This is a genomic window from Allobosea psychrotolerans (assembly GCF_002917105.1).
GTDB lineage: Bacteria > Pseudomonadota > Alphaproteobacteria > Rhizobiales > Beijerinckiaceae > Allobosea > Allobosea psychrotolerans.
On the sequence record NZ_PQFZ01000003.1, the window covers coordinates 282,520 to 301,262 of the forward strand.

Here is an 18,743-nt window from a genome sequence, read left to right on the forward strand (position 1 = left end):
CGAGATGGTGATGCCTGGCGACAACATCGCCATGGAAGTGCACCTGATCGTGCCGATCGCGATGGAGGAGAAGCTGCGCTTCGCCATCCGCGAAGGCGGCCGAACCGTCGGCGCCGGCGTCGTCGCTAGCATCATCGCGTAACGCGTTTTCGTGAGGGCGAAGGCCCTACCGGGCCTTTGCCTTTTCACGTCACGGAGAACACAAGACCATGAACGGTCAGAACATCCGGATCCGCCTCAAGGCGTTCGATCACCGCATTCTCGACGCTTCGACGCGCGAGATCGTGTCGACGGCCAAGAGGACGGGCGCCCAGGTCCGCGGGCCCATCCCGCTGCCCACGCTCATCGAGAAGTTCACGGTCAACCGCTCGCCGCACATCGACAAGAAGTCGCGCGAGCAGTTTGAGATGCGGACCCACAAGCGGGTTCTCGATATCGTCGACCCGACCCCTCAGACGGTCGACGCCCTGATGAAGCTTGATCTCGCCGCCGGCGTCGACGTCGAAATCAAGTTGTAAGTTGACCATGGTCCAGACGACGATCCGCTATTCCCGTCGTCTGGCCATGCTCTGATCTTTAGCCGGGTCCTCTGTCTCCTGCGTTTTGGCAGGATGAACATGACCCCAAGGGAAGGTATGCACCGATGCGTTCCGGTGTGATTGCACAGAAAGTCGGGATGACCCGCATCTTCACGGATGCCGGCGAACATATCCCGGTCACCGTGCTGAAGCTCGATAACTGCCAGGTTGTCGCGCATCGTACGGTTGAGAAGAACGGCTATGTCGCCGTTCAGCTCGGGTCGGGCTTGGCCAAGGTCAAGAACGTCTCGAAGGCTGAGCGCGGCCATTTCGCCGTCGCCAAGGTCGAGCCCAAGCGCAAGATCGTCGAGTTCCGCGTCAGCGACGACGCGTTGATCCCGGTCGGCGCCGAGCTGACGGCTGACCACTTCGTCGTCGGCCAGTTCGTCGATGTCAGCGGCACGACCATCGGCAAGGGTTTCGCCGGCGGCATGAAGCGCTGGAACTTCGGCGGTCTTCGCGCCACGCACGGTGTTTCGGTCTCGCATCGCTCGATCGGTTCGACCGGTGGCCGTCAGGACCCGGGCAAGACCTTCAAGAACAAGAAGATGCCGGGCCATCTCGGCGCCGAGCGCGTCACCACGCAGAACCTGCGCGTCGTCCAGACGGACGTCGAGCGCGGCCTGATCCTGGTCGAGGGTGCGGTTCCCGGTCATGCTGGTGGCTGGATTCACGTCCGCGACGCCGTCAAGCGCGCGCTGCCCAAGGATGCGCCCCTGCCGGGCAAGTTCAAGGTTGCCGGCGGTGAAACGCAGGCTCCCGCGACTGAGACCGTTGAGGAGAACGCGTGATGAAGCTCGATATCACCACCCTCGAGGGCGGCTCTGCCGGCACCGTCGAATTGTCGGACGCGATCTTCGGCCTTGAGCCGCGCGCCGACATCCTCGCCCGCATGGTGCGCTATCAGCTCGCCAAGCGCCGCGCCGGGACGCACAAGTCCAAGGGCCGCTCGGAAGTCGATCGCACCCGCAAGAAGATCTACAAGCAGAAGGGCACCGGCGGCGCTCGCCACGGCGCGGCTTCCGCTCCGCAGTTCCGCGGCGGCGGCAAGGCCTTCGGCCCGATCGTGCGCGACCATGCGCATGACCTGCCCAAGAAGGTCCGCGCTCTGGCTCTGCGTCATGCGCTCTCGGCCAAGGCCAAGGGGTCCGAGATCATCATCATCGATGATGTGAAGCTCTCCGAGCCCAAGACCAAGCTGCTGCTCGGCCATTTCAGCAAGCTGGACCTGTCCAGCGCGCTGGTGATCGGCGGCGCCGAGATCGACGTGAACTTCGGCCTGGCCGCGCGTTCGATCCCGAATGTCGACGTCCTGCCGATCCAGGGCATCAACGTTTATGACATCCTGCGTCGCGACAAGCTCGTCTTGACCCGCGCGGCTGTCGATGCGCTGGAGGCGCGCTTCAAATGAGCCAGGCTGCAAAGAATCTGGATCCGCGCCACTACGACGTCATTCGTAGCCCGGTGATCACCGAGAAGGCGACGATGCTCTCCGAGCATAACAAGGTCGTCTTCGAGGTCTCCAAGACTGCGACCAAGCCGCAGATCAAGGCCGCGATCGAAAAGCTGTTCGACGTCAAGGTGAAGAGCGTGAACACGCTCGTCACCGAAGGGAAGATCAAGGTCTTCCGTGGCCGCCTCGGCCAGCGTTCGGACGTCAAGAAGGCAATCGTGACGCTCGAAGATGGTCATTCCATCGACGTGACCACGGGTCTGTGAAGGGAGGATCTGCATCATGGCTTTGAAGAGTTTCAAGCCGACCACGCCGAGCCTTCGCCAGCTCGTGATCGTCGACCGCAGCGAGCTCTATAAGGGCAAGCCGCTCAAGGTGCTGACCGAGGGCAAGTCGTCCTCGGGCGGCCGCAACAACCTCGGCCGCATCACCGTCCGCTTCCGCGGCGGTGGTCACAAGCGCACGCTGCGCCTGATCGACTTCAAGCGTCGCGGCAAGGACGGCATTCCGGCCGTGGTGGAACGGATCGAATACGATCCCAACCGCACCGCCTTCATTGCGCTGATCAAGTACAGCGACGGCGAGCAGGCCTATATCCTGGCCCCGCAGCGCCTCGCCGTCGGCGACAGCGTGATCTCGGGCCCGTCGGTCGACGTCAAGCCCGGCAACGCCGCCCCGATGGGCACGCTGCCGATCGGCACCATCGTCCACAATGTCGAGCTCAAGATCGGCAAGGGCGGGGCGCTGGCGCGGTCTGCGGGCAACTACGCCCAGATCGTCGGTCGCGACCAGGGCTATGTCATCGTCCGTCTGAACTCGGGCGAGCAGCGCCTGATCAGCGGCCTGTGCTATGCGACTGTGGGCGCGGTTTCCAACCCCGACCACATGAACCGGAATGATGGCAAGGCGGGGCGTTCGCGCTGGCTCGGTCGTCGTCCGCATAACCGCGGCGTCTCGATGAACCCTGTCGACCATCCCCATGGCGGCGGCGAAGGCCGCACCTCCGGTGGTCGTCACCCGGTCACCCCCTGGGGCAAGCCGACCAAGGGTAAGAAGACCCGCTCGAACAAGCGGACCGATACGTTCATCGTGTCGAGCCGTCACGCCCGCAAGAAGAAGAACTGAGGTCCGTCATGGCGCGTTCGCTTTGGAAAGGTCCGTTTGTCGACGGATACCTTCTGAAAAAGGCCGAGGTTGCCCGTTCGGCGGCCCGGTCTGAGGTCATCAAGATCTGGAGCCGTCGCTCCACGATCCTTCCGCAGTTCGTCGGTCTGACGTTCGGCGTCTACAACGGCCACAAGCATGTGCCGGTGTCCGTGTCCGAGGAGATGGTGGGCCACAAGTTCGGCGAGTTCTCGCCGACGCGCACCTTCCACGGCCACGCCGCCGACAAGAAGGCGAAGAGGAAGTAAGCCATGGGAAAGCCATCCGCCCCCCGTGCGCTGCCTGACAACGAAGCCATTGCGGTCGCCCGCAATCTTCGCGTCAGCCCGCAGAAGCTCAACCTCCTCGCCCAGCTGATCCGTGGCAAGAAGGTCTCGACCGCGCTCGCCGACCTCGAATTCTCGCGCAAGCGGATTTCGCTGGACGTGCGCAAGTGCCTTCAGAGCGCGATCGCCAATGCCGAGAACAATCATGATCTCGACGTCGACGATCTCGTCGTGGCGCAGGCCTTCGTCGGCAAGGCGCTGGTCATGAAGCGTTTCCACGCTCGCGCCCGCGGCCGCGGCGCCCGCATCCTGAAGCCCTTCGCCAACATCACGATCGTGGTGCGCGAAGTCGCGGCGGCCAAGGCCTGAGGAGAGAACGATGGGTCAGAAAATCAATCCGATCGGGCTTCGCCTCGGCATCAACCGCACCTGGGATTCGCGCTGGTTCGCGCAGAAGGGTGAGTACGGCAAGCTCCTGCATGAGGATATGGCGATCCGCGCCGCCCTCATGAAGCTGCTGAAGCAGGCTGCGATCTCCAAGATCATCATCGAGCGCCCGCACAAGAAGTGCCGCGTCACCATCCACTCGGCTCGTCCGGGCGTGGTGATCGGCAAGAAGGGCGCCGATATCGAGAAGCTGCGCAAGACGGTGATGACGCTCACCAAGGCCGATGTTGCCATCAACATTGTCGAGGTGCGCAAGCCCGAGATCGACGCGACCCTGGTCGCCGACTCGATCGCGCAGCAGCTCGAGCGCCGCGTCGCGTTCCGCCGCGCCATGAAGCGGGCCGTTCAGTCGGCCATGCGTCTGGGCGCCGAGGGCATCCGCATCAACTGCTCGGGCCGTCTCGGCGGCGCCGAAATCGCGCGTCTGGAATGGTATCGCGAAGGTCGCGTGCCGCTGCACACGCTGCGCGCCGATGTGGATTATGGTGTGGCGACTGCCTTCACCACCTACGGCACGTGCGGCATCAAGGTCTGGATCTTCAAGGGCGAGATCCTCGAACACGACCCGATGGCCCAGGACAAGCGCATGGCCGATGAGGGCAGCCGTTCCGGCGGTGGCCATCGTCGTGACCACGCCGCGTAAGGCTGATCGAGAAGAGCCATGTTGCAACCAAAGAAGACTAAGTTCCGCAAGCAGTTCAAGGGGCGCATTTCCGGCGTCGCCAAGGGCGGCACGGATCTGAATTTCGGCCAGTTCGGCCTCAAGGCACTGATGCCGGAACGCGTCACTGCGCGCCAGATCGAGGCGGCCCGCCGCGCGATCACGCGCGCCATGAAGCGCGCCGGTCGTGTCTGGATCCGGATCTTCCCGGACGTGCCGGTTTCGAAGAAGCCGACCGAAGTCCGCATGGGCAAGGGCAAGGGCGCGCCTGAATTCTGGGCAGCCAAGGTCAAGCCGGGCCGGATCATGTTCGAGATCGACGGCGTGCCGGAAGAGACCGCGCGCGAGGCCATGCGCCTCGGCGCAGCCAAGCTGCCGATCAAGACCCGCTTCATCCAACGCATCGCCGAGTAAGGGAGGACGACATGAAGACTGCAAAACGCCTGTCCGACCTGAAGGTCATGAGCGTGGACCTGCTGCAGGAAGAGCTCCTGAAGCTGAAGAAGGAGCAGTTCAACCTGCGTTTCCAGCGCGCCACCGGCCAGCTCGAGAATACCGCTCGGGTCACCGAAGTGCGCAAGGATATCGCCCGCATCAAAACACTGCAGCGGTCCAAGACCGCCGCAGTGAGCGCCTGAGGAGTTTGAGACATGCCGAAGCGCGTGCTGCAGGGCGTCGTCGTCAGCGACAAGCAAAATAAAACAGTTGTGGTGAAGGTCGAGCGGCGCTATACGCACCCGCTCCTCAAGAAGACCGTTCGCCGCACGAAAAACTATCATGCCCACGACGAGGCTCAGGTCTCGAAGGTTGGCGACCAGGTCTGGATCGAGGAGTCCAAGCCCATTTCCAAGCTGAAAAGCTGGGTTGTGCTCGACAACGCTCCCAAGGCGTAAGTCAAATTTGAGGCCAGGGGGCGATCGACCCCCGTCAGTCGTAGTCCCGGCGGCGCTAATGCCTGCCGGGAAACCGCGCTGATATGCATATGGAAGGATCAAGGCCATGATCCAGGTGCAGACGAATCTCGAGGTCGCGGATAATTCCGGCGCCCGTCGTGTGATGTGCATCAAGGTTCTCGGCGGGTCGAAGCGGCGTTACGCCCGCATTGGCGACATCATTGTCGTTTCGATCAAGGAAGCCATTCCCCGCGGCCGCGTGAAGAAGGGCGACGTCATGAAGGCGGTCGTCGTTCGCACCGCCAAGGACGTCAAGCGCGCCGATGGTTCGGTGATTCGGTTCGACCGCAATGCGGCCGTTCTGATCAACAACCAGAAGGAGCCTGTCGGCACCCGTATCTTCGGACCGGTTCCGCGCGAACTTCGCGCCAAGAACCACATGAAGATCATCTCGCTTGCGCCAGAGGTGCTGTAATGGCTGCGAAGATCAAGAAGGGCGACAAGGTCGTCGTGCTGGCCGGCCGTGACAAGGGCAAGGCCGGCGAAGTGCTCCAGGTGCTTCCGAAGGATGCCCGCGCCGTGGTGCGTGGCGTCAATCTCGTCAAGAAGCACACCAAGGCGTCGGCCCAGTCCGAGGGCGGCATCATCAGCAAGGAAGCGACGATCGATCTGTCGAACCTTGCCGTGGCCGATCCGAAGGACGGCAAGCCGACCCGGGTTGGCTTCAAGGTGCTCGACGATGGCCGCAAGGTCCGTTTCGCCAAGCGTTCGGGGGATCTGATCGATGGCTGATAATCAGCAGCAGGCGGCTCTCACGCCGCGTATGAAGAAGCATTACGAGGACGTCGTCCGTCCCGCGATGATCGCCGAGTTCGGCTACAAGAACGTCATGGAAGTGCCGACGATCGACAAGATCGTCATCAACATGGGCGTTGGCGAAGCCACGGCTGACCGCAAGAAGGTCGACAACGCCGCCGGCGACCTCGCCCTGATCGCCGGCCAGAAGCCGGTCATCACCAAGTCCCGCCTCGCCATCGCCGGCTTCAAGCTGCGCGAGAACATGGCGGTCGGCTGCAAAGTCACGCTGCGCAAGACCAAGATGTTCGAGTTCGTCGACCGGCTCGTCACCATCGCCTTGCCCCGCGTGCGCGACTTCCGGGGCCTCAACCCGAAGTCGTTCGACGGGCGCGGCAACTTCGCGCTCGGCATCAAGGAGCACATCGTGTTCCCTGAGATCAACTACGACAAGGTCGACGCCGTGTGGGGCATGGACGTGATCGTCTGCACGACTGCGAAGTCGGACGACGAGGCACGCGCCTTGCTCAAGCACTTCAACTTCCCGTTCCGGCAGTGAGCCTCACCGCTCATACGCGGAAACCAGGAGAGATCGATGGCTAAGAAAAGCTCCGTCGAGAACAACAACCACCGCAAGGCTCTCGTGAAGAAATTCTCGGGCAAGCGCGCGCGGCTTCTCGCGATCGCCAATGATGACAGCCAGTCCATGGACGAGCGGTTCCTCGCTCGCCTGAAGCTCGCTGAACTGCCGCGCAACTCGGCTCCGAACCGGGTGCGCAACCGCTGTGAGGTGACGGGCCGTCCGCGCGCCTTCTACCGCAAGCTGAAGATGTCGCGCGTTGCGCTGCGCGAGCTCGGCAACAAGGGGCTGGTTCCCGGCCTCGTCAAGTCGAGCTGGTGAGGAGGACGCATCGTGATCATTGATCCGCTTGGAGATATGCTGACCCGCATCCGCAATGCGCAGATGCGGCGCAAGTCGCGCGTTTCGACGCCTGGTTCGAAGCTCAGGGCCCGCGTGCTCGATGTGCTTCAGTCCGAGGGCTACATCCGCGGTTACACCCAGACCGAGTTCGGCAATGGCCGGACCGAGTTCGATATCGAGCTGAAGTACCACGAGGGGCAGCCGGTCATCCGGTCGATCTCGCGGGTGTCGAAGCCCGGCCGCCGCGTCTATTCTTCGGTGGAGACGATGCCGCGCGTGGCCGATGGCCTTGGCGTGACCATCATCTCGACGCCGAAGGGTGTGATGCCCGATCATCTTGCCCGCGAGCAGAACGTGGGCGGCGAAGTGCTTTGCAAGGTCTTCTGACCTTCCGCGCCGCTCGTTTTCAGGAGAAATCCAATGTCTCGTATCGGTAAGAAGCCTGTCCCGGTTCCCGCTGGCGTCACCGCCAACGTCGCCGGCCAGCTCGTCAAGATCAAGGGCTCGAAGGGGGAACTCTCCTTCGAGGTGCCGGAGGACGTCTCGGTCGCCATGGATAATGGCGCCATTGCCGTCCAGCCGCGCTCGCAGACCAAGCGCGCCCGCTCGCTCTGGGGCACCTCGCGTGCTCGCGTCGCCAATCTGGTGCTGGGCGTCACCACGGGTTTCGAGAAGAAGCTCGAAATCAACGGCGTCGGCTACAAGGCCGCCGTCAATGGCAAGGTGCTCAAGCTGTCGCTCGGCTACAGCCACGACATCGACTATCCGATCCCGGAAGGTGTCGCGATCGTCACGCCGAAGCCGACCGAAATCGTGATCACCGGCATCGATAAGCAGGTGGTCGGCCAGACCGCCGCCGAGATCCGCGATTATCGCGGCCCCGAGCCCTATAAGGGCAAGGGCGTCAAGTACGCCGGCGAATTCATCTTCCGCAAGGAAGGGAAGAAGAAGTAAGCGCCATGAGCAGCAAGCAGACAGAAAACACTGCGCGCCGTCGGGCTCGCGTCCGTCGCGCCATCAAGGCGGTTGCCAATGGCCGCGCTCGCCTGTCGGTGCACCGCACCGGCAAGCAGATCTACGCCCAGATCATCGACGATACGAAGGGGGTCACCCTCGCTTCGGCTTCGTCGCTGGACAAGGACATCCGCGCCGACATCAAGTCGGGTGCGAATGTCGAGGCCGCGACCGCGATCGGCAAGCTGATCGCCGAGCGCGCCGTCAAGGCGGGCGTGAAGGACGTGGTCTTCGATCGCGGCTCCTACATGTATCACGGCCGCGTCAAGGCGCTGGCCGAGGCGGCCCGCGAGGGCGGCCTGAACTTCTGACGCGCATTCCGTCCGGCCGGAGACGGCCGGACGAAAGCTGAAGAACCGAGCGTGTTCCTGTCGAGATGTGGAATCCACTCTCTCGCGGGGCACGCTTCAACGTCGTTCCATCCGGAACGCTCGAGCGAGCGGCGAACGCCTTGGAGCGTCGTCCGCGCAAGTAAGAGGACTAAAATGGCGAGAGAACCTCGTGACCGCGATCGCGAAGAGCGCGATTCGGAATTCGTGGACAAGCTGGTCCACATCAACCGCGTCGCCAAGGTGGTGAAGGGTGGGCGTCGCTTCGGCTTCGCCGCGCTCGTCGTCGTCGGCGATCAGAAGGGCCGCGTCGGCTTCGGCCACGGCAAGGCCCGCGAAGTGCCGGAAGCGATCCGCAAGGCGACTGAAGCCGCCAAGCGCGGTCTCGTTCGCATTCCGCTGCGCGAAGGCCGCACGCTCCATCACGATGTCCAGGGCCGTCACGGCGCGGGCAAGGTCGTGCTGCGCGCCGCCCCGGCCGGTACCGGCATCATCGCCGGCGGTCCGATGCGCGCCGTCTTCGAGGCGGTCGGCATGCAGGACGTGGTGTCGAAGTCGCTCGGCTCCTCGAACCCCTACAACCTCGTCCGCGCGACCTTCGACGCGCTGAAGAACGAGGACAGCCCGCGCGGCGTCGCCGCGCGTCGGTCCCTGAAGGTTTCGGCCCTGCAGACGCGTCGTCGCGATGCTGGCACCGATGCCGCGGCCGAAGCGTGAGGGTGGGATCATGGCAAAAGCTGAAACCACCGTCGTCGTCGAGCAGATCGGCAGCCCGATCCGCCGCGAGGCTTCGCAGCGCCAGACCCTGATCGGTCTCGGCCTGAACAAGATCCGCCGGCGCTCGACCCTGGTCGACACGCCTTCCGTGCGTGGCATGATCGACAAGGTCAGGCACCTCGTCCGCGTCATCGACGTGAAGTGAGGGGAATCGTTCGATGAAACTCACAGAGATTCGTGACAACGAAGGCGCGCACAAGTCGCGCATCCGTGTCGGCCGCGGTATCGGCTCCGGCAAGGGCAAGACCGGCGGACGCGGCGTCAAGGGCCAGAAGGCTCGCGCCGGTGTGGCGGTCAAGGGCTTCGAAGGCGGCCAGATGCCGCTCTATCGCCGCCTGCCCAAGCGTGGCTTCCACAACCTGTTCTCCAAGGATCTGAACGAGGTCAATCTCGGCCGGATCCAGCAGGCAGTCGAAGCCGGCAAGCTCGACGCCAAGGGTGCGGTTACGATCGAGGCGCTTGTCGCCGCCGGCGTGATCACCCGTCAGGCGACCGACGGCGTCAAGATCTTGGGCGTCGGCGAACTCAAGGCGAAGCTCGCCTTCGAGGTGGCCGGTGCGTCGAAGTCGGCGGTTGCCGCTATCGAGAAGGCCGGCGGTTCCGTGAAGATCCTGGCGCCTGCCGCTTCACAGGCGTGAGCCAAGCTCTTACATGAGCGTTTGCGAACGGCGGCCGGGCCCGAAGCCCAGGCCGCCGTTTGACTGTTTATGATACCATCCAAGGACCGGACGCATGGCATCGGCGGCTGAACAGCTTGCTTCAAACCTGAATTTCGGCGCGTTCGCCAAGGCGGATGAGCTGAAGAAACGCATCTGGTTCACGCTCGGCGCGCTGATCATCTACCGGCTCGGCACCTATATCCCGCTGCCCGGCATGAATCCCGACGCCGTCTCGGATCTGTTCAAGCAGTCCCAGTCCGGCGTGCTTGGCCTGTTCAACATGTTTTCCGGCGGCGCGGTCGGCCGGCTCGCGATCTTCGCGCTTGCGATCATGCCGTACATCTCGGCCTCGATCATCGTGCAGCTGCTCTCCAGCGTGATCCCGACCTTCGAGGCGCTGAAGAAGGAAGGCGAGCAGGGCCGCAAGGTCCTGAACCAGTACACGCGCTACCTGACGCTGGTTCTCGCGGTCTTCCAGGCCTATGGCATCGGTGTCGGCCTGCAGGGTTCGGGCAATCTCGTGCTGGAGCCGGGCCCGTTCTTCCTGCTCTCGACCACGATCACGCTGGTCGGCGGCACGATGTTCCTGCTCTGGCTCGGCGAACAGATCACCAGCCGCGGCATCGGCAACGGCACCTCGATGATCATCTTCTCGGGCATCATTGCTGAATTCCCGTCGCAGCTAGCCCAGACCCTCGAACTAGGCCGCCAGGGCGCGATCTCGACCGGCCTCTTGCTGCTGATCCTGGTGATGGCGATCTGCGTCATCGCCTTCTGCGTCTTCATGGAGCGCGCCCAGCGCCGGCTCCTGATCAACTACCCCAAGCGCCAGGTCGGCAACCGGATGTATGAGGGCCAGACCTCGTTCCTGCCGCTGAAGCTCAACACGGCCGGCGTGATTCCGCCGATCTTCGCATCCTCGCTGCTGCTGCTGCCCACCACCATCGCGAGCTTCTCGCAGGCCTCGGGCGGCACGGGCTTCCTGTCGGTGATCGCGACCTATCTGGCCCATGGCCGGCCGCTGTTCATGTTCCTCTATGCGGCGCTGATCATCTTCTTCTGCTTCTTCTACACCGCGATCGTGTTCAATCCGGTGGAGACGGCCGACAATCTCAAGAAGCATGGCGGCTTCATGCCCGGCATCCGCCCGGGCGAGCGCACCGCCGAGCATATCGACCGGGTGCTGACGCGCATCACCGTGCTCGGAGCCGGCTATTTGACTATCGTCTGCCTTATCCCCGAGTTCATGATCACCTATGCCCAGATACCGATCATTCTCCTGGGCGGCACGTCGCTGCTGATCGTGGTGACGACGACGATGGATACCGTGGCGCAGGTTCACGGACATTTGCTGGCCCATCAGTATGAGGGGCTGGTCAAGAAGGCCAAGCTGCGAGGGGCGAAGCGCTGATGCGATTGATTTTCTTGGGGCCGCCGGGGGCGGGTAAGGGCACTCAAGCGGCGCGTATCGTCGAAGCGCACGGCATTCCTCAGCTTTCCACGGGCGACATGCTGCGCGCGGCCGTCGCCGCCGGCACGCCGATCGGCATCAAGGCGAAGTCGGTGATGGATTCCGGCGCGCTGGTCTCGGACGATATCGTCATCGGCATCGTCGCCGAGCGAATCGAGCATGCGGATGCCAAGAAGGGGTTCATCCTCGACGGCTTCCCGCGCACCCTGGCGCAAGCCGAGGCGCTCGACGCGATGCTTGAGTCCAAGGGGCTCAAGCTCGACAAGGTGCTGGAGCTCAAGGTCGACCAGACCAAGCTCGTCGACCGCATCGTCAAGCGCGCCGAAGAGGCGAGGGCGGCCGGGCAGCCGGTGCGCAAGGACGACGATCCGGAGGTCTTCAAGACCCGGCTCGAGGCCTATAATCGCGATACCGCGGTCGTCGCTCCCTACTACGCCAAGCGTGGGCAACTGACCGATATCGACGGCATGCAGCCGATCGATGCCGTGACGGCGGCGATCGAGAAGGCCTTGGCGGGCTGCTGATTTTTGCTTTGGCATGATTCTTGGTCGCGGCGGGTTGACTCGTTGCGTCCAAGCGACTAACGACCCCACTTCCGGTTTCATGTAAGCGATGCCGACGCCTTCGCGAGAAGGAACGGCGTCGTATTTACGCGTGATCGGTTCAACGCCTCGCAGAGGCCGGCCTCCACCGGCGCGAGGTTATTTTTCACCGCCGGCGCGCCATTGGGCGTCTCGGCCGACATGGAGAAGAGACCATGGCTCGTATCGCGGGCGTCAACATTCCCACCGGCAAGCGCGTCGTCATCGGCTTGCAGTACATCCACGGCATCGGCGCCCAGAAGGCCAAGGAGATCTGCTCCAAGGTCGGCATCGCCGACGAGCGCCGGGTCAACCAGCTGACCGACGCCGAAGTCCTGCAGATCCGCGAGACGATCGATCGCGACTACCTCGTCGAGGGCGATCTGCGCCGTGAAGTCTCGATGAACATCAAGCGCCTGATGGATCTCGGCTGCTATCGCGGCCTGCGCCATCGCCGCTCGCTGCCGGTTCGCGGCCAGCGCACGCATACCAACGCCCGCACCCGCAAGGGCAAGGCGAAGCCGATCGCCGGCAAGAAGAAGTGATGATTGCCTGAGGCAATCGTCATCCTCGGGCTTGACCCGAGGATCTCGTGAAGAGGGCGCCTCTGGCGCCTTCTCCTGCAGGAGATGCCCGGGGCTAAGTCCGGGCATGACGGCAGGAACCTCTCCCCAGCGCCTGGCATGACGGGCGCGCTCGAAGGATGAAAGACCTATGGCCAAGGAAGCCCAACGCGTTCGTCGCCGCGAACGGAAGAACATCGTCTCCGGCGTCGCCCATGTGAACGCCTCGTTCAACAACACCATGATCACCATCACCGACGCGCAGGGCAACACGATCTCGTGGTCGTCCGCCGGCACGATGGGCTTCAAGGGCTCGCGCAAGTCGACCCCCTATGCCGCCCAGGTTGCTGCCGAGGACGCCGCCCGCAAGGCTGCCGAGCACGGCATGCGTACGCTCGAAGTCGAAGTCACCGGTCCGGGTTCGGGTCGTGAGTCGGCGCTGCGCGCCCTGCAGGCAGCGGGCTTCACCGTGACCTCGATCCGCGACGTGACGCCGATCCCGCATAACGGTTGCCGTCCGCGCAAGCGCCGTCGCGTCTGATACCTGATCCTCGAGGCGCCCGCACCGGCGGGCGCCTGTCCGGGGCGGCCCGCCGCCGCCATTGAATTCAAGCACCAGGAGTGCGGTCGTGATCAGCAAGAACTGGCAGGATCTGTCAAAGCCCAACAAGCTCGAAATCAAGGTCGGCGACGACCCGAAGCGCCACGCCACCGTGATCGCGCGCCCGCTGGAGCGCGGCTTCGGCATGACGCTCGGCAACGCGCTGCGTCGTGTGCTGCTGTCCTCGCTCCAGGGCGCGGCCGTCACCGCCGTCCAGATCGACGGCGTGCTGCATGAATTCTCCTCGATCCCCGGCGTGCGTGAGGACGTCACCGACATCGTCCTCAACATCAAGGCGATCGCGGTCAGGATGCAGGGCGAAGGCCCCAAGCGCATGACCCTGCGCAAGACGGGCCCCGGCACCGTCACCGCCGGCGACATCAACACCATCGGCGACGTTTCGATCCTGAACCCCGATCTCGTGCTCTGCACGCTGGACGAGGGCTCCGAGATCCGCATGGAGTTCACCGTCAATACCGGCAAGGGCTATGTCCCCTCCGAGCAGAACCGCCCGGAAGATGCGCCGATCGGCCTGATCCCGGTCGACAGCCTGTATTCGCCGGTCAAGAAGGTCTCCTACCGCGTCGAGAACACCCGCGAGGGCCAGAACCTCGATCGCGACATGCTGACCCTGCAGATCGAGACCAACGGCTCGGTCACCCCCGAGGATGCGCTGGCGCTCGCCGCCCGCATCCTGCAGGACCAGCTCGCCGTCTTCATCACCTTCGAGGAGCCGCGCAAGGAAGAGGCCGTCTCGACCGCGCCGCAGCTGCCCTTCAACCCGGCGCTGCTCAAGAAGGTCGACGAGCTCGAGCTTTCCGTGCGTTCGGCGAACTGCCTGAAGAACGACAACATCGTCTATATCGGCGACCTGATCCAGAAGTCGGAGGGCGAGATGCTGCGCACCCCGAACTTCGGCCGCAAGTCGCTGAACGAGATCAAGGAAGTGCTCGCCACCATGGGCCTCCATCTCGGCATGGACGTCACCGGCTGGCCGCCGGAGAACATCGAAGAGCTCGCGAAGCGCTTCGAGGAGCATTACTGAGCAATCGGGCGCAGGCGTTCGCCTGCGCCATTCGCACGGCGCATAAGCGCCGGAGCATAAAGAACGGCCGTACCGTGGCACGGCGGCCGTAACTGATAGGAGAGCCAAAATGCGTCACGGTTTCCGCGGTCGTCGTTTCAACCGCTCGGTCGAGCATCGCAAGGCGATGTTCGCCAACATGTCCCAGGCCCTGATCAAGCACGAGCAGATCACCACCACGCTGCCGAAGGCCAAGGATCTGCGTCCGGTCGTCGAAAAGCTGATCACGCTTGCCAAGCGCGGCGACCTGCATGCCCGCCGCCAGGCGATCGCGCAGATCAAGGACGTCGCTCTGGTCGGCAAGCTCTTCGCGGTGCTGGGCCCGCGCTACAAGGAGCGCAATGGCGGCTATCTGCGCATCATGAAGGCGGGCTTCCGCTTCGGCGACAATGCTCCGCTCGCTGTGATCGAGTTCGTCGATCGCGATGTCGAGGCCAAGGGCAAGGATTCCGGCCCGGTCTTCACGGCGGAAGACGAGGCGGCCTGAGCCGTCTCTCCATCCCAGGCAATTTCGAAAGGGCGGTCTTCGGGCCGCCCTTTTTCGTTTCGCGCTTTGGCTATTGCTGCGGATGATTGTTATTACCGTCAGCCTTTGCGCGTTCGCGCACCGCTGTTAGCCTGGGGCGCCAAATCGGCCCGAGAAGCCGACGCCAAGGGGGATCAGACGTGATTGCAAAGATGTCGCTGCGTGCCGCCATTGCCTTGGCCGGCGTTCTTGCGGTTGCCGCGCCAGCCGCCGCGCAAGACAGCTACCCCTCCAAGCCGATCACCATGATCGTGCCCTTTGCGGCGGGCGGCTCCTCGGACGTCATTGCGCGCCTTGTCGGCGACGAGATGGGACGGGCGCTCGGGCAGCGCATCGTGATGGAGAATATGGGCGGGGCAGGCGGGGCGACCGCCCTGACGCGTGCCTCCCGCGCCGAGCCGGACGGCTATACGATCGTGATCGGCAATAGCGGCACCAACGCCGCCTCCTATACGATCTATCCCGACCTCAAATACACCAATGCCGATTTCGCGCCGATCGGCCTCGTCGCCAAGACCTCGCCGATGATCGCGCTGAAGCTCGATTTCCCCGCCAAGGACCTGATGGAGTTCGTCGCTTACGCCAAGGCCAATCCGGGCAAGGTCAGCCTCGGCCATGCCGGCGTCGGCTCGTCGAATTATCTGATCTGCCGCAATTTCGTGAAGGCGGCCGGCGTCGATGTGGCACTGGTCAGCTATCGCGGCGCAGGTCCGGCGCTGAACGACCTGATGGGCGGGCAGATCGACGGTGTCTGCGATGCGGCGACGTCCTTGTACGGCGCGGTCGAAAGCAAGAAGGTGAAGGCGCTGGCGGTGGCGACGCCGGGACGGCTTGCGAGCCTGCCCGATGTTCCGACCTCGAAGGAGGCCGGCCTGCCGGCCTTCGAGGCGCAGGGCTGGAACGCACTGTTTGCCCCGAAGAACACGCCGCAGCCGATCATCGCCAAGCTGAATGAGGCTTTGAAAACAGCGCTTTCGAGCCAGACGCTGCAAGGTCGATTCAAGGAGCTCTCCTCGGTCCCGCCCACGGCGGAGGAGATGACCCCTGCCTTCGTCGCAGGCTTCGTGCCCGGCGAAATCGAGCGTTACCGACTGCTGCTGCAGGACAAGTGAGGCAGGGCATCTGCGCCCCATGGCTCACAACAGCCTCTAGACGCTGGAAAAGCTGAGCCGGCCGGCCTATTTCTCGGCCAGCGCTGTTGCGGCGCTGCAGAGGAGGCGTTGATGCCAGGCCGTTCGAGACCCATCCACCTTGCCGTACCGCTCGCCTTGCTGATGGCGGTCGCGATGGAGAGCGCCGTCCAGGCCCAGCCGAAGCAGGTTCCCGAGACCCGCCAGCAGATCACGCTCTCCTTTGCGCCTATCGTGCGCCAGAGCGTGGCGAGCGTCGTCAACGTCTATGGTGCGCGCGTCGAGAAGCAGCCGCGCAACCCCTTCATGGACGATCCGTTCTTCCGCCGCTTCTTCGGCGATCGCGGCTTCGGCGTGCCGCAGGAGCGCGTGCAGCGCTCGCTCGGCTCCGGCGTCGTGGTCGACGCCTCGGGCCTCGTCGTCACCAACAACCACGTCATCGAGGGCATGAGCGAGGTCAAGGTCGCCTTCGCCGACAAGCGTGAGGTCGAGGCAACGATCCTGCTGCGCGATCCGCGCACTGATCTCGCCGTGCTGAAGCTCAAGGGCGTCAAGGATCTCGCCGCGATCGAGCTCGCCGATTCCGACAAGGTCGAGATCGGCGATATCGTGCTGGCGATCGGCAACCCCTTCGGCGTCGGCCAGACGGTGACGCAAGGCATCGTCTCGGCGCTGGCGCGCACGCAGATCGGCGTCGGCGACGCGCAGTCCTTCATCCAGACGGACGCGGCGATCAATCCCGGCAATTCCGGGGGAGCGCTGGTCGACATGCAGGGCCGCGTCGTCGGCATCAACACCGCGATCTTCTCGCGCTCGGGCGGCAGCATCGGCATTGGTTTCGCCATCCCCTCCGCCATGGTGCGCGTCGTGGTCGAGAGCGCGCGAGCGGGCGCGACGACGGTGCGCAGGCCATGGTTCGGAGCCCGGCTCCAGGCCTTGACGGCCGATGTCGCCGACGGGCTCGGTCTCGACCGGCCGGCGGGTTCCGTCGTCGCCAGCGTGGTCGAGAAGGGGCCGGCCGCTGAAGCCGGGCTGCGCCGCTCCGACGTGATCCTGGCGATCGATGGGGTCGGCGTCGATGATCCCGAGGCCTTCGGCTATCGCTTCGCCACCCGTCCGCTCAACGGTACGACCGGGCTGACCGTGCTGCGCGGCGGCAAGCGATTGACGCTTCCGGTCAAGCTGATCCCGGCGCCGGAAACCCGCCCGCGCGACGCCGTCGTGCTGGCGGGGCGCTCGCCTTTGGCGGGGCTTACGGTGATGAACCTGTCGCCGGCCGTCTCCGAGGAGCTTTCGATCGACGCCGCGACCGAGGGCGTCGCCGTCAGCGAGATCGAGGAGGGCAGCGTGGCGGCGCGCGTCGGCTTCCAGAAGGGCGACATCATCCAGGCGCTCAATGGCGAGCGCATGGCGACGTCGCGGGATATCGAGAACGCCACCAAGGAGCGCAGGCGCGCCTGGGAAGTGACGATCTCGCGCGGCGGCCAGACCGTGACCTCGGTCTTCCCGGGGTGAGCGATCTCTTCGCCGCCTCCGGGCTGGACAAGTCCGGACCGCGCCCGCTCGCCGACCGCCTGCGCCCGACGACGCTGGCGGAGGTCGCAGGGCAGGAGCATCTGACCGGGCATGACGGGGCGCTGACGCGGCTCGTCGCCTCAGGCTCGCTCGGCAGCCTGATCTTCTGGGGGCCGCCCGGCACCGGCAAGACCACCGTGGCGCGCCTGCTCGCGGGGCAGGTCGATCTCGGCTTCGAGCAGATCAGCGCGATCTTCTCCGGCATCGCCGACCTGAAGAAGGTGTTCGAGCTGGCGCGCGGGCGCCGGTTCGGCGGCAAGGGCACCTTGCTCTTCGTCGATGAGATCCATCGCTTTAACCGCGCCCAGCTCGACGCCTTCCTGCCCGTGATGGAGGACGGCACGATCACGCTGGTCGGGGCGACCACCGAAAACCCGTCCTTCGCGCTCAATGCCGCGCTTTTGTCGCGCGCCCGCGTGCTGACCTTCAAGTCGCTGGACGAGGGCTCGCTGCTGTTCCTGCTCGGCCGGGCCGAGCTTCTGGAAAACCGATCCTTGCCGCTGACGCCGGAGGCGCGCCTGGCGCTTGCCCGCTTCGCCGATGGCGACGGGCGCGCCGTGCTGACGCTGGCCGAGGAGCTCTGGCGCGCCGCCAAGCCCGATGAGGTCTTCGACGAGGCGGGGCTGGCCGAGGTCATCCAGCGCCGCGCGCCGATCTACGACAAGGCGCAGGACGGTCACTACAATCTGATCTCGGCCCTGCACAAGACGATCCGCGGCTCCGACCCCGACGCGGCGCTGTACTATTTCGCCCGCATGCTCGATGCCGGCGAGGATCCGCGCTTTCTGGCGCGGCGGCTGGTCAGGATGGCGGTGGAGGATATCGGCATGGCCGATCCGCAGGCGCTGCTGCATGCGCGTGCCGCCGCCGAGACCTATGAGCAGCTCGGCTCACCCGAGGGCGAGCTCGCTCTCGCCAATGCGGTGATCTATCTCGCCACCGCGCCGAAATCGAACGCTGCCTACAAGGCCTACGGGGCGGCTGTGCGAGCGGCCAAGCAGGGCGGCTCTCTGATGCCGCCCAAGACGATCCTCAACGCCCCGACCAAGCTGATGAAGGAAGAAGGCTACGGCGCCGACTATTCCTACGACCATGACGCGCCTGACGCTTTCTCCGGCCAGAACTACTGGCCCGACGCGCTTGGCCGGCAGCGCTTCTACGATCCGCCCGAGCGCGGCTTCGAGCGCGAGATCCGCAAGCGGCTGGAGTATTGGGAGAAGCTGCGGCGCGAGCGGGGGATGTAATTTTTCGAAA

General features: G+C 64.6%; 31 protein-coding genes. All 31 read left to right on the forward strand.

Annotation, left to right across the window (positions count from 1 at the left end):
* Positions 1-4 precede the first annotated feature (4 nt).
* Positions 5-142, forward strand: a complete 138-nt coding sequence (locus CYD53_RS06965) for an EF-Tu C-terminal domain-related protein (protein ID WP_425428271.1) — start codon at positions 5-7, stop codon at positions 140-142.
* A gap of 67 nt (positions 143-209) precedes the next feature.
* Complete coding sequence (rpsJ, locus tag CYD53_RS06970) at positions 210-518, forward strand: 30S ribosomal protein S10 (RefSeq protein WP_043237115.1); 309 nt, start codon at positions 210-212, stop codon at positions 516-518.
* Between the two features lie 125 nt (positions 519-643).
* Positions 644-1,369, forward strand: coding sequence for a 50S ribosomal protein L3 (gene rplC, locus CYD53_RS06975; protein WP_069692155.1), 726 nt, complete (start codon positions 644-646; stop codon positions 1,367-1,369).
* Positions 1,369-1,989 carry a 50S ribosomal protein L4 gene (gene rplD, locus CYD53_RS06980; protein WP_103717378.1) on the forward strand — a complete coding sequence of 207 codons (621 nt, stop codon included), beginning with the start codon at positions 1,369-1,371 and terminating at the stop codon, positions 1,987-1,989. The genes rplC and rplD overlap by 1 nt, the downstream gene beginning before the upstream one ends.
* Positions 1,986-2,297 (forward strand): 50S ribosomal protein L23, encoded by a 312-nt coding sequence (locus CYD53_RS06985; protein ID WP_092177814.1) that lies wholly within the window; start codon positions 1,986-1,988, stop codon positions 2,295-2,297. Before rplD ends, CYD53_RS06985 begins: the two co-directional genes overlap by 4 nt.
* A 16-nt stretch (positions 2,298-2,313) precedes the next feature.
* Positions 2,314-3,156, forward strand: coding sequence for a 50S ribosomal protein L2 (gene rplB, locus CYD53_RS06990; protein ID WP_069692152.1), 843 nt, complete (start codon positions 2,314-2,316; stop codon positions 3,154-3,156).
* Between the two features lie 8 nt (positions 3,157-3,164).
* Positions 3,165-3,443, forward strand: coding sequence for a 30S ribosomal protein S19 (gene rpsS / locus CYD53_RS06995; RefSeq protein ID WP_069692151.1), 279 nt, complete (start codon positions 3,165-3,167; stop codon positions 3,441-3,443).
* Between the two features lie 3 nt (positions 3,444-3,446).
* Complete coding sequence (rplV, locus tag CYD53_RS07000) at positions 3,447-3,830, forward strand: 50S ribosomal protein L22 (RefSeq protein ID WP_103717379.1); 384 nt, start codon at positions 3,447-3,449, stop codon at positions 3,828-3,830.
* A gap of 10 nt (positions 3,831-3,840) precedes the next feature.
* Positions 3,841-4,551, forward strand: a complete 711-nt coding sequence (rpsC, locus tag CYD53_RS07005) for a 30S ribosomal protein S3 (protein WP_092177810.1) — start codon at positions 3,841-3,843, stop codon at positions 4,549-4,551.
* 18 nt (positions 4,552-4,569) lie between these two features.
* A complete protein-coding gene (gene rplP, locus CYD53_RS07010) occupies positions 4,570-4,983 on the forward strand; it encodes a 50S ribosomal protein L16 (protein ID WP_069692148.1) in 414 nt (137 codons plus the stop codon).
* Between the two features lie 11 nt (positions 4,984-4,994).
* A complete protein-coding gene (gene rpmC / locus CYD53_RS07015; protein ID WP_069692147.1) occupies positions 4,995-5,207 on the forward strand; it encodes a 50S ribosomal protein L29 in 213 nt (70 codons plus the stop codon).
* Between the two features lie 12 nt (positions 5,208-5,219).
* Positions 5,220-5,462, forward strand: a complete 243-nt coding sequence (gene rpsQ / locus CYD53_RS07020) for a 30S ribosomal protein S17 (RefSeq protein WP_092177808.1) — start codon at positions 5,220-5,222, stop codon at positions 5,460-5,462.
* A gap of 106 nt (positions 5,463-5,568) precedes the next feature.
* A complete protein-coding gene (gene rplN, locus CYD53_RS07025) occupies positions 5,569-5,937 on the forward strand; it encodes a 50S ribosomal protein L14 (RefSeq protein WP_054144259.1) in 369 nt (122 codons plus the stop codon).
* On the forward strand, positions 5,937-6,254 hold the full coding sequence (gene rplX, locus CYD53_RS07030) for a 50S ribosomal protein L24 (RefSeq protein ID WP_043237098.1): 318 nt from the start codon (positions 5,937-5,939) through the stop codon (positions 6,252-6,254). The genes rplN and rplX overlap by 1 nt, the downstream gene beginning before the upstream one ends.
* Complete coding sequence (rplE, locus tag CYD53_RS07035) at positions 6,247-6,816, forward strand: 50S ribosomal protein L5 (RefSeq protein ID WP_103717380.1); 570 nt, start codon at positions 6,247-6,249, stop codon at positions 6,814-6,816. Before rplX ends, rplE begins: the two co-directional genes overlap by 8 nt.
* Positions 6,817-6,852: 36 nt before the next feature.
* The gene (gene rpsN, locus CYD53_RS07040; protein ID WP_092177804.1) at positions 6,853-7,158 is read left to right on the forward strand and encodes a 30S ribosomal protein S14; all 306 of its coding nucleotides are present in this window, start codon (positions 6,853-6,855) and stop codon (positions 7,156-7,158) included.
* A gap of 12 nt (positions 7,159-7,170) precedes the next feature.
* Complete coding sequence (gene rpsH, locus CYD53_RS07045; protein WP_092177802.1) at positions 7,171-7,566, forward strand: 30S ribosomal protein S8; 396 nt, start codon at positions 7,171-7,173, stop codon at positions 7,564-7,566.
* A gap of 33 nt (positions 7,567-7,599) precedes the next feature.
* Complete coding sequence (rplF, locus tag CYD53_RS07050; protein WP_069692141.1) at positions 7,600-8,133, forward strand: 50S ribosomal protein L6; 534 nt, start codon at positions 7,600-7,602, stop codon at positions 8,131-8,133.
* A gap of 5 nt (positions 8,134-8,138) precedes the next feature.
* On the forward strand, positions 8,139-8,504 hold the full coding sequence (gene rplR / locus CYD53_RS07055; RefSeq protein WP_103717381.1) for a 50S ribosomal protein L18: 366 nt from the start codon (positions 8,139-8,141) through the stop codon (positions 8,502-8,504).
* A 174-nt stretch (positions 8,505-8,678) separates the two neighbouring features.
* Complete coding sequence (rpsE, locus tag CYD53_RS07060) at positions 8,679-9,239, forward strand: 30S ribosomal protein S5 (protein ID WP_103717382.1); 561 nt, start codon at positions 8,679-8,681, stop codon at positions 9,237-9,239.
* A 10-nt stretch (positions 9,240-9,249) separates the two neighbouring features.
* On the forward strand, positions 9,250-9,444 hold the full coding sequence (gene rpmD, locus CYD53_RS07065) for a 50S ribosomal protein L30 (RefSeq protein ID WP_069692138.1): 195 nt from the start codon (positions 9,250-9,252) through the stop codon (positions 9,442-9,444).
* A gap of 13 nt (positions 9,445-9,457) precedes the next feature.
* On the forward strand, positions 9,458-9,937 hold the full coding sequence (rplO, locus tag CYD53_RS07070; protein WP_103717383.1) for a 50S ribosomal protein L15: 480 nt from the start codon (positions 9,458-9,460) through the stop codon (positions 9,935-9,937).
* Between the two features lie 94 nt (positions 9,938-10,031).
* Positions 10,032-11,369 (forward strand): preprotein translocase subunit SecY, encoded by a 1,338-nt coding sequence (gene secY / locus CYD53_RS07075; RefSeq protein ID WP_103717384.1) that lies wholly within the window; start codon positions 10,032-10,034, stop codon positions 11,367-11,369.
* Positions 11,369-11,953, forward strand: a complete 585-nt coding sequence (locus CYD53_RS07080) for an adenylate kinase (protein ID WP_103717385.1) — start codon at positions 11,369-11,371, stop codon at positions 11,951-11,953. Before secY ends, CYD53_RS07080 begins: the two co-directional genes overlap by 1 nt.
* 233 nt (positions 11,954-12,186) lie before the next feature.
* Positions 12,187-12,555: a 30S ribosomal protein S13 gene (gene rpsM, locus CYD53_RS07085; RefSeq protein WP_069692134.1), complete on the forward strand. Its 369-nt coding sequence runs from the start codon at positions 12,187-12,189 to the stop codon at positions 12,553-12,555.
* Between the two features lie 169 nt (positions 12,556-12,724).
* Positions 12,725-13,114, forward strand: coding sequence for a 30S ribosomal protein S11 (rpsK, locus tag CYD53_RS07090; protein WP_043237079.1), 390 nt, complete (start codon positions 12,725-12,727; stop codon positions 13,112-13,114).
* 88 nt (positions 13,115-13,202) lie between these two features.
* On the forward strand, positions 13,203-14,219 hold the full coding sequence (locus tag CYD53_RS07095) for a DNA-directed RNA polymerase subunit alpha (protein WP_092177794.1): 1,017 nt from the start codon (positions 13,203-13,205) through the stop codon (positions 14,217-14,219).
* Positions 14,220-14,328: 109 nt separating this feature from the next.
* The gene (rplQ, locus tag CYD53_RS07100; RefSeq protein WP_069692132.1) at positions 14,329-14,745 is read left to right on the forward strand and encodes a 50S ribosomal protein L17; all 417 of its coding nucleotides are present in this window, start codon (positions 14,329-14,331) and stop codon (positions 14,743-14,745) included.
* A gap of 191 nt (positions 14,746-14,936) precedes the next feature.
* Entirely contained in the window at positions 14,937-15,896 is a 960-nt protein-coding gene (locus CYD53_RS07105; RefSeq protein ID WP_103717386.1) for a tripartite tricarboxylate transporter substrate-binding protein, read from the forward strand.
* A 111-nt stretch (positions 15,897-16,007) separates the two neighbouring features.
* Positions 16,008-17,429 (forward strand): Do family serine endopeptidase, encoded by a 1,422-nt coding sequence (locus CYD53_RS07110; RefSeq protein ID WP_103717387.1) that lies wholly within the window; start codon positions 16,008-16,010, stop codon positions 17,427-17,429.
* The gene (locus CYD53_RS07115) at positions 17,426-18,733 is read left to right on the forward strand and encodes a replication-associated recombination protein A (RefSeq protein ID WP_103717388.1); all 1,308 of its coding nucleotides are present in this window, start codon (positions 17,426-17,428) and stop codon (positions 18,731-18,733) included. The genes CYD53_RS07110 and CYD53_RS07115 overlap by 4 nt, the downstream gene beginning before the upstream one ends.
* The last annotated feature ends 10 nt before the right edge of the window (positions 18,734-18,743 follow it).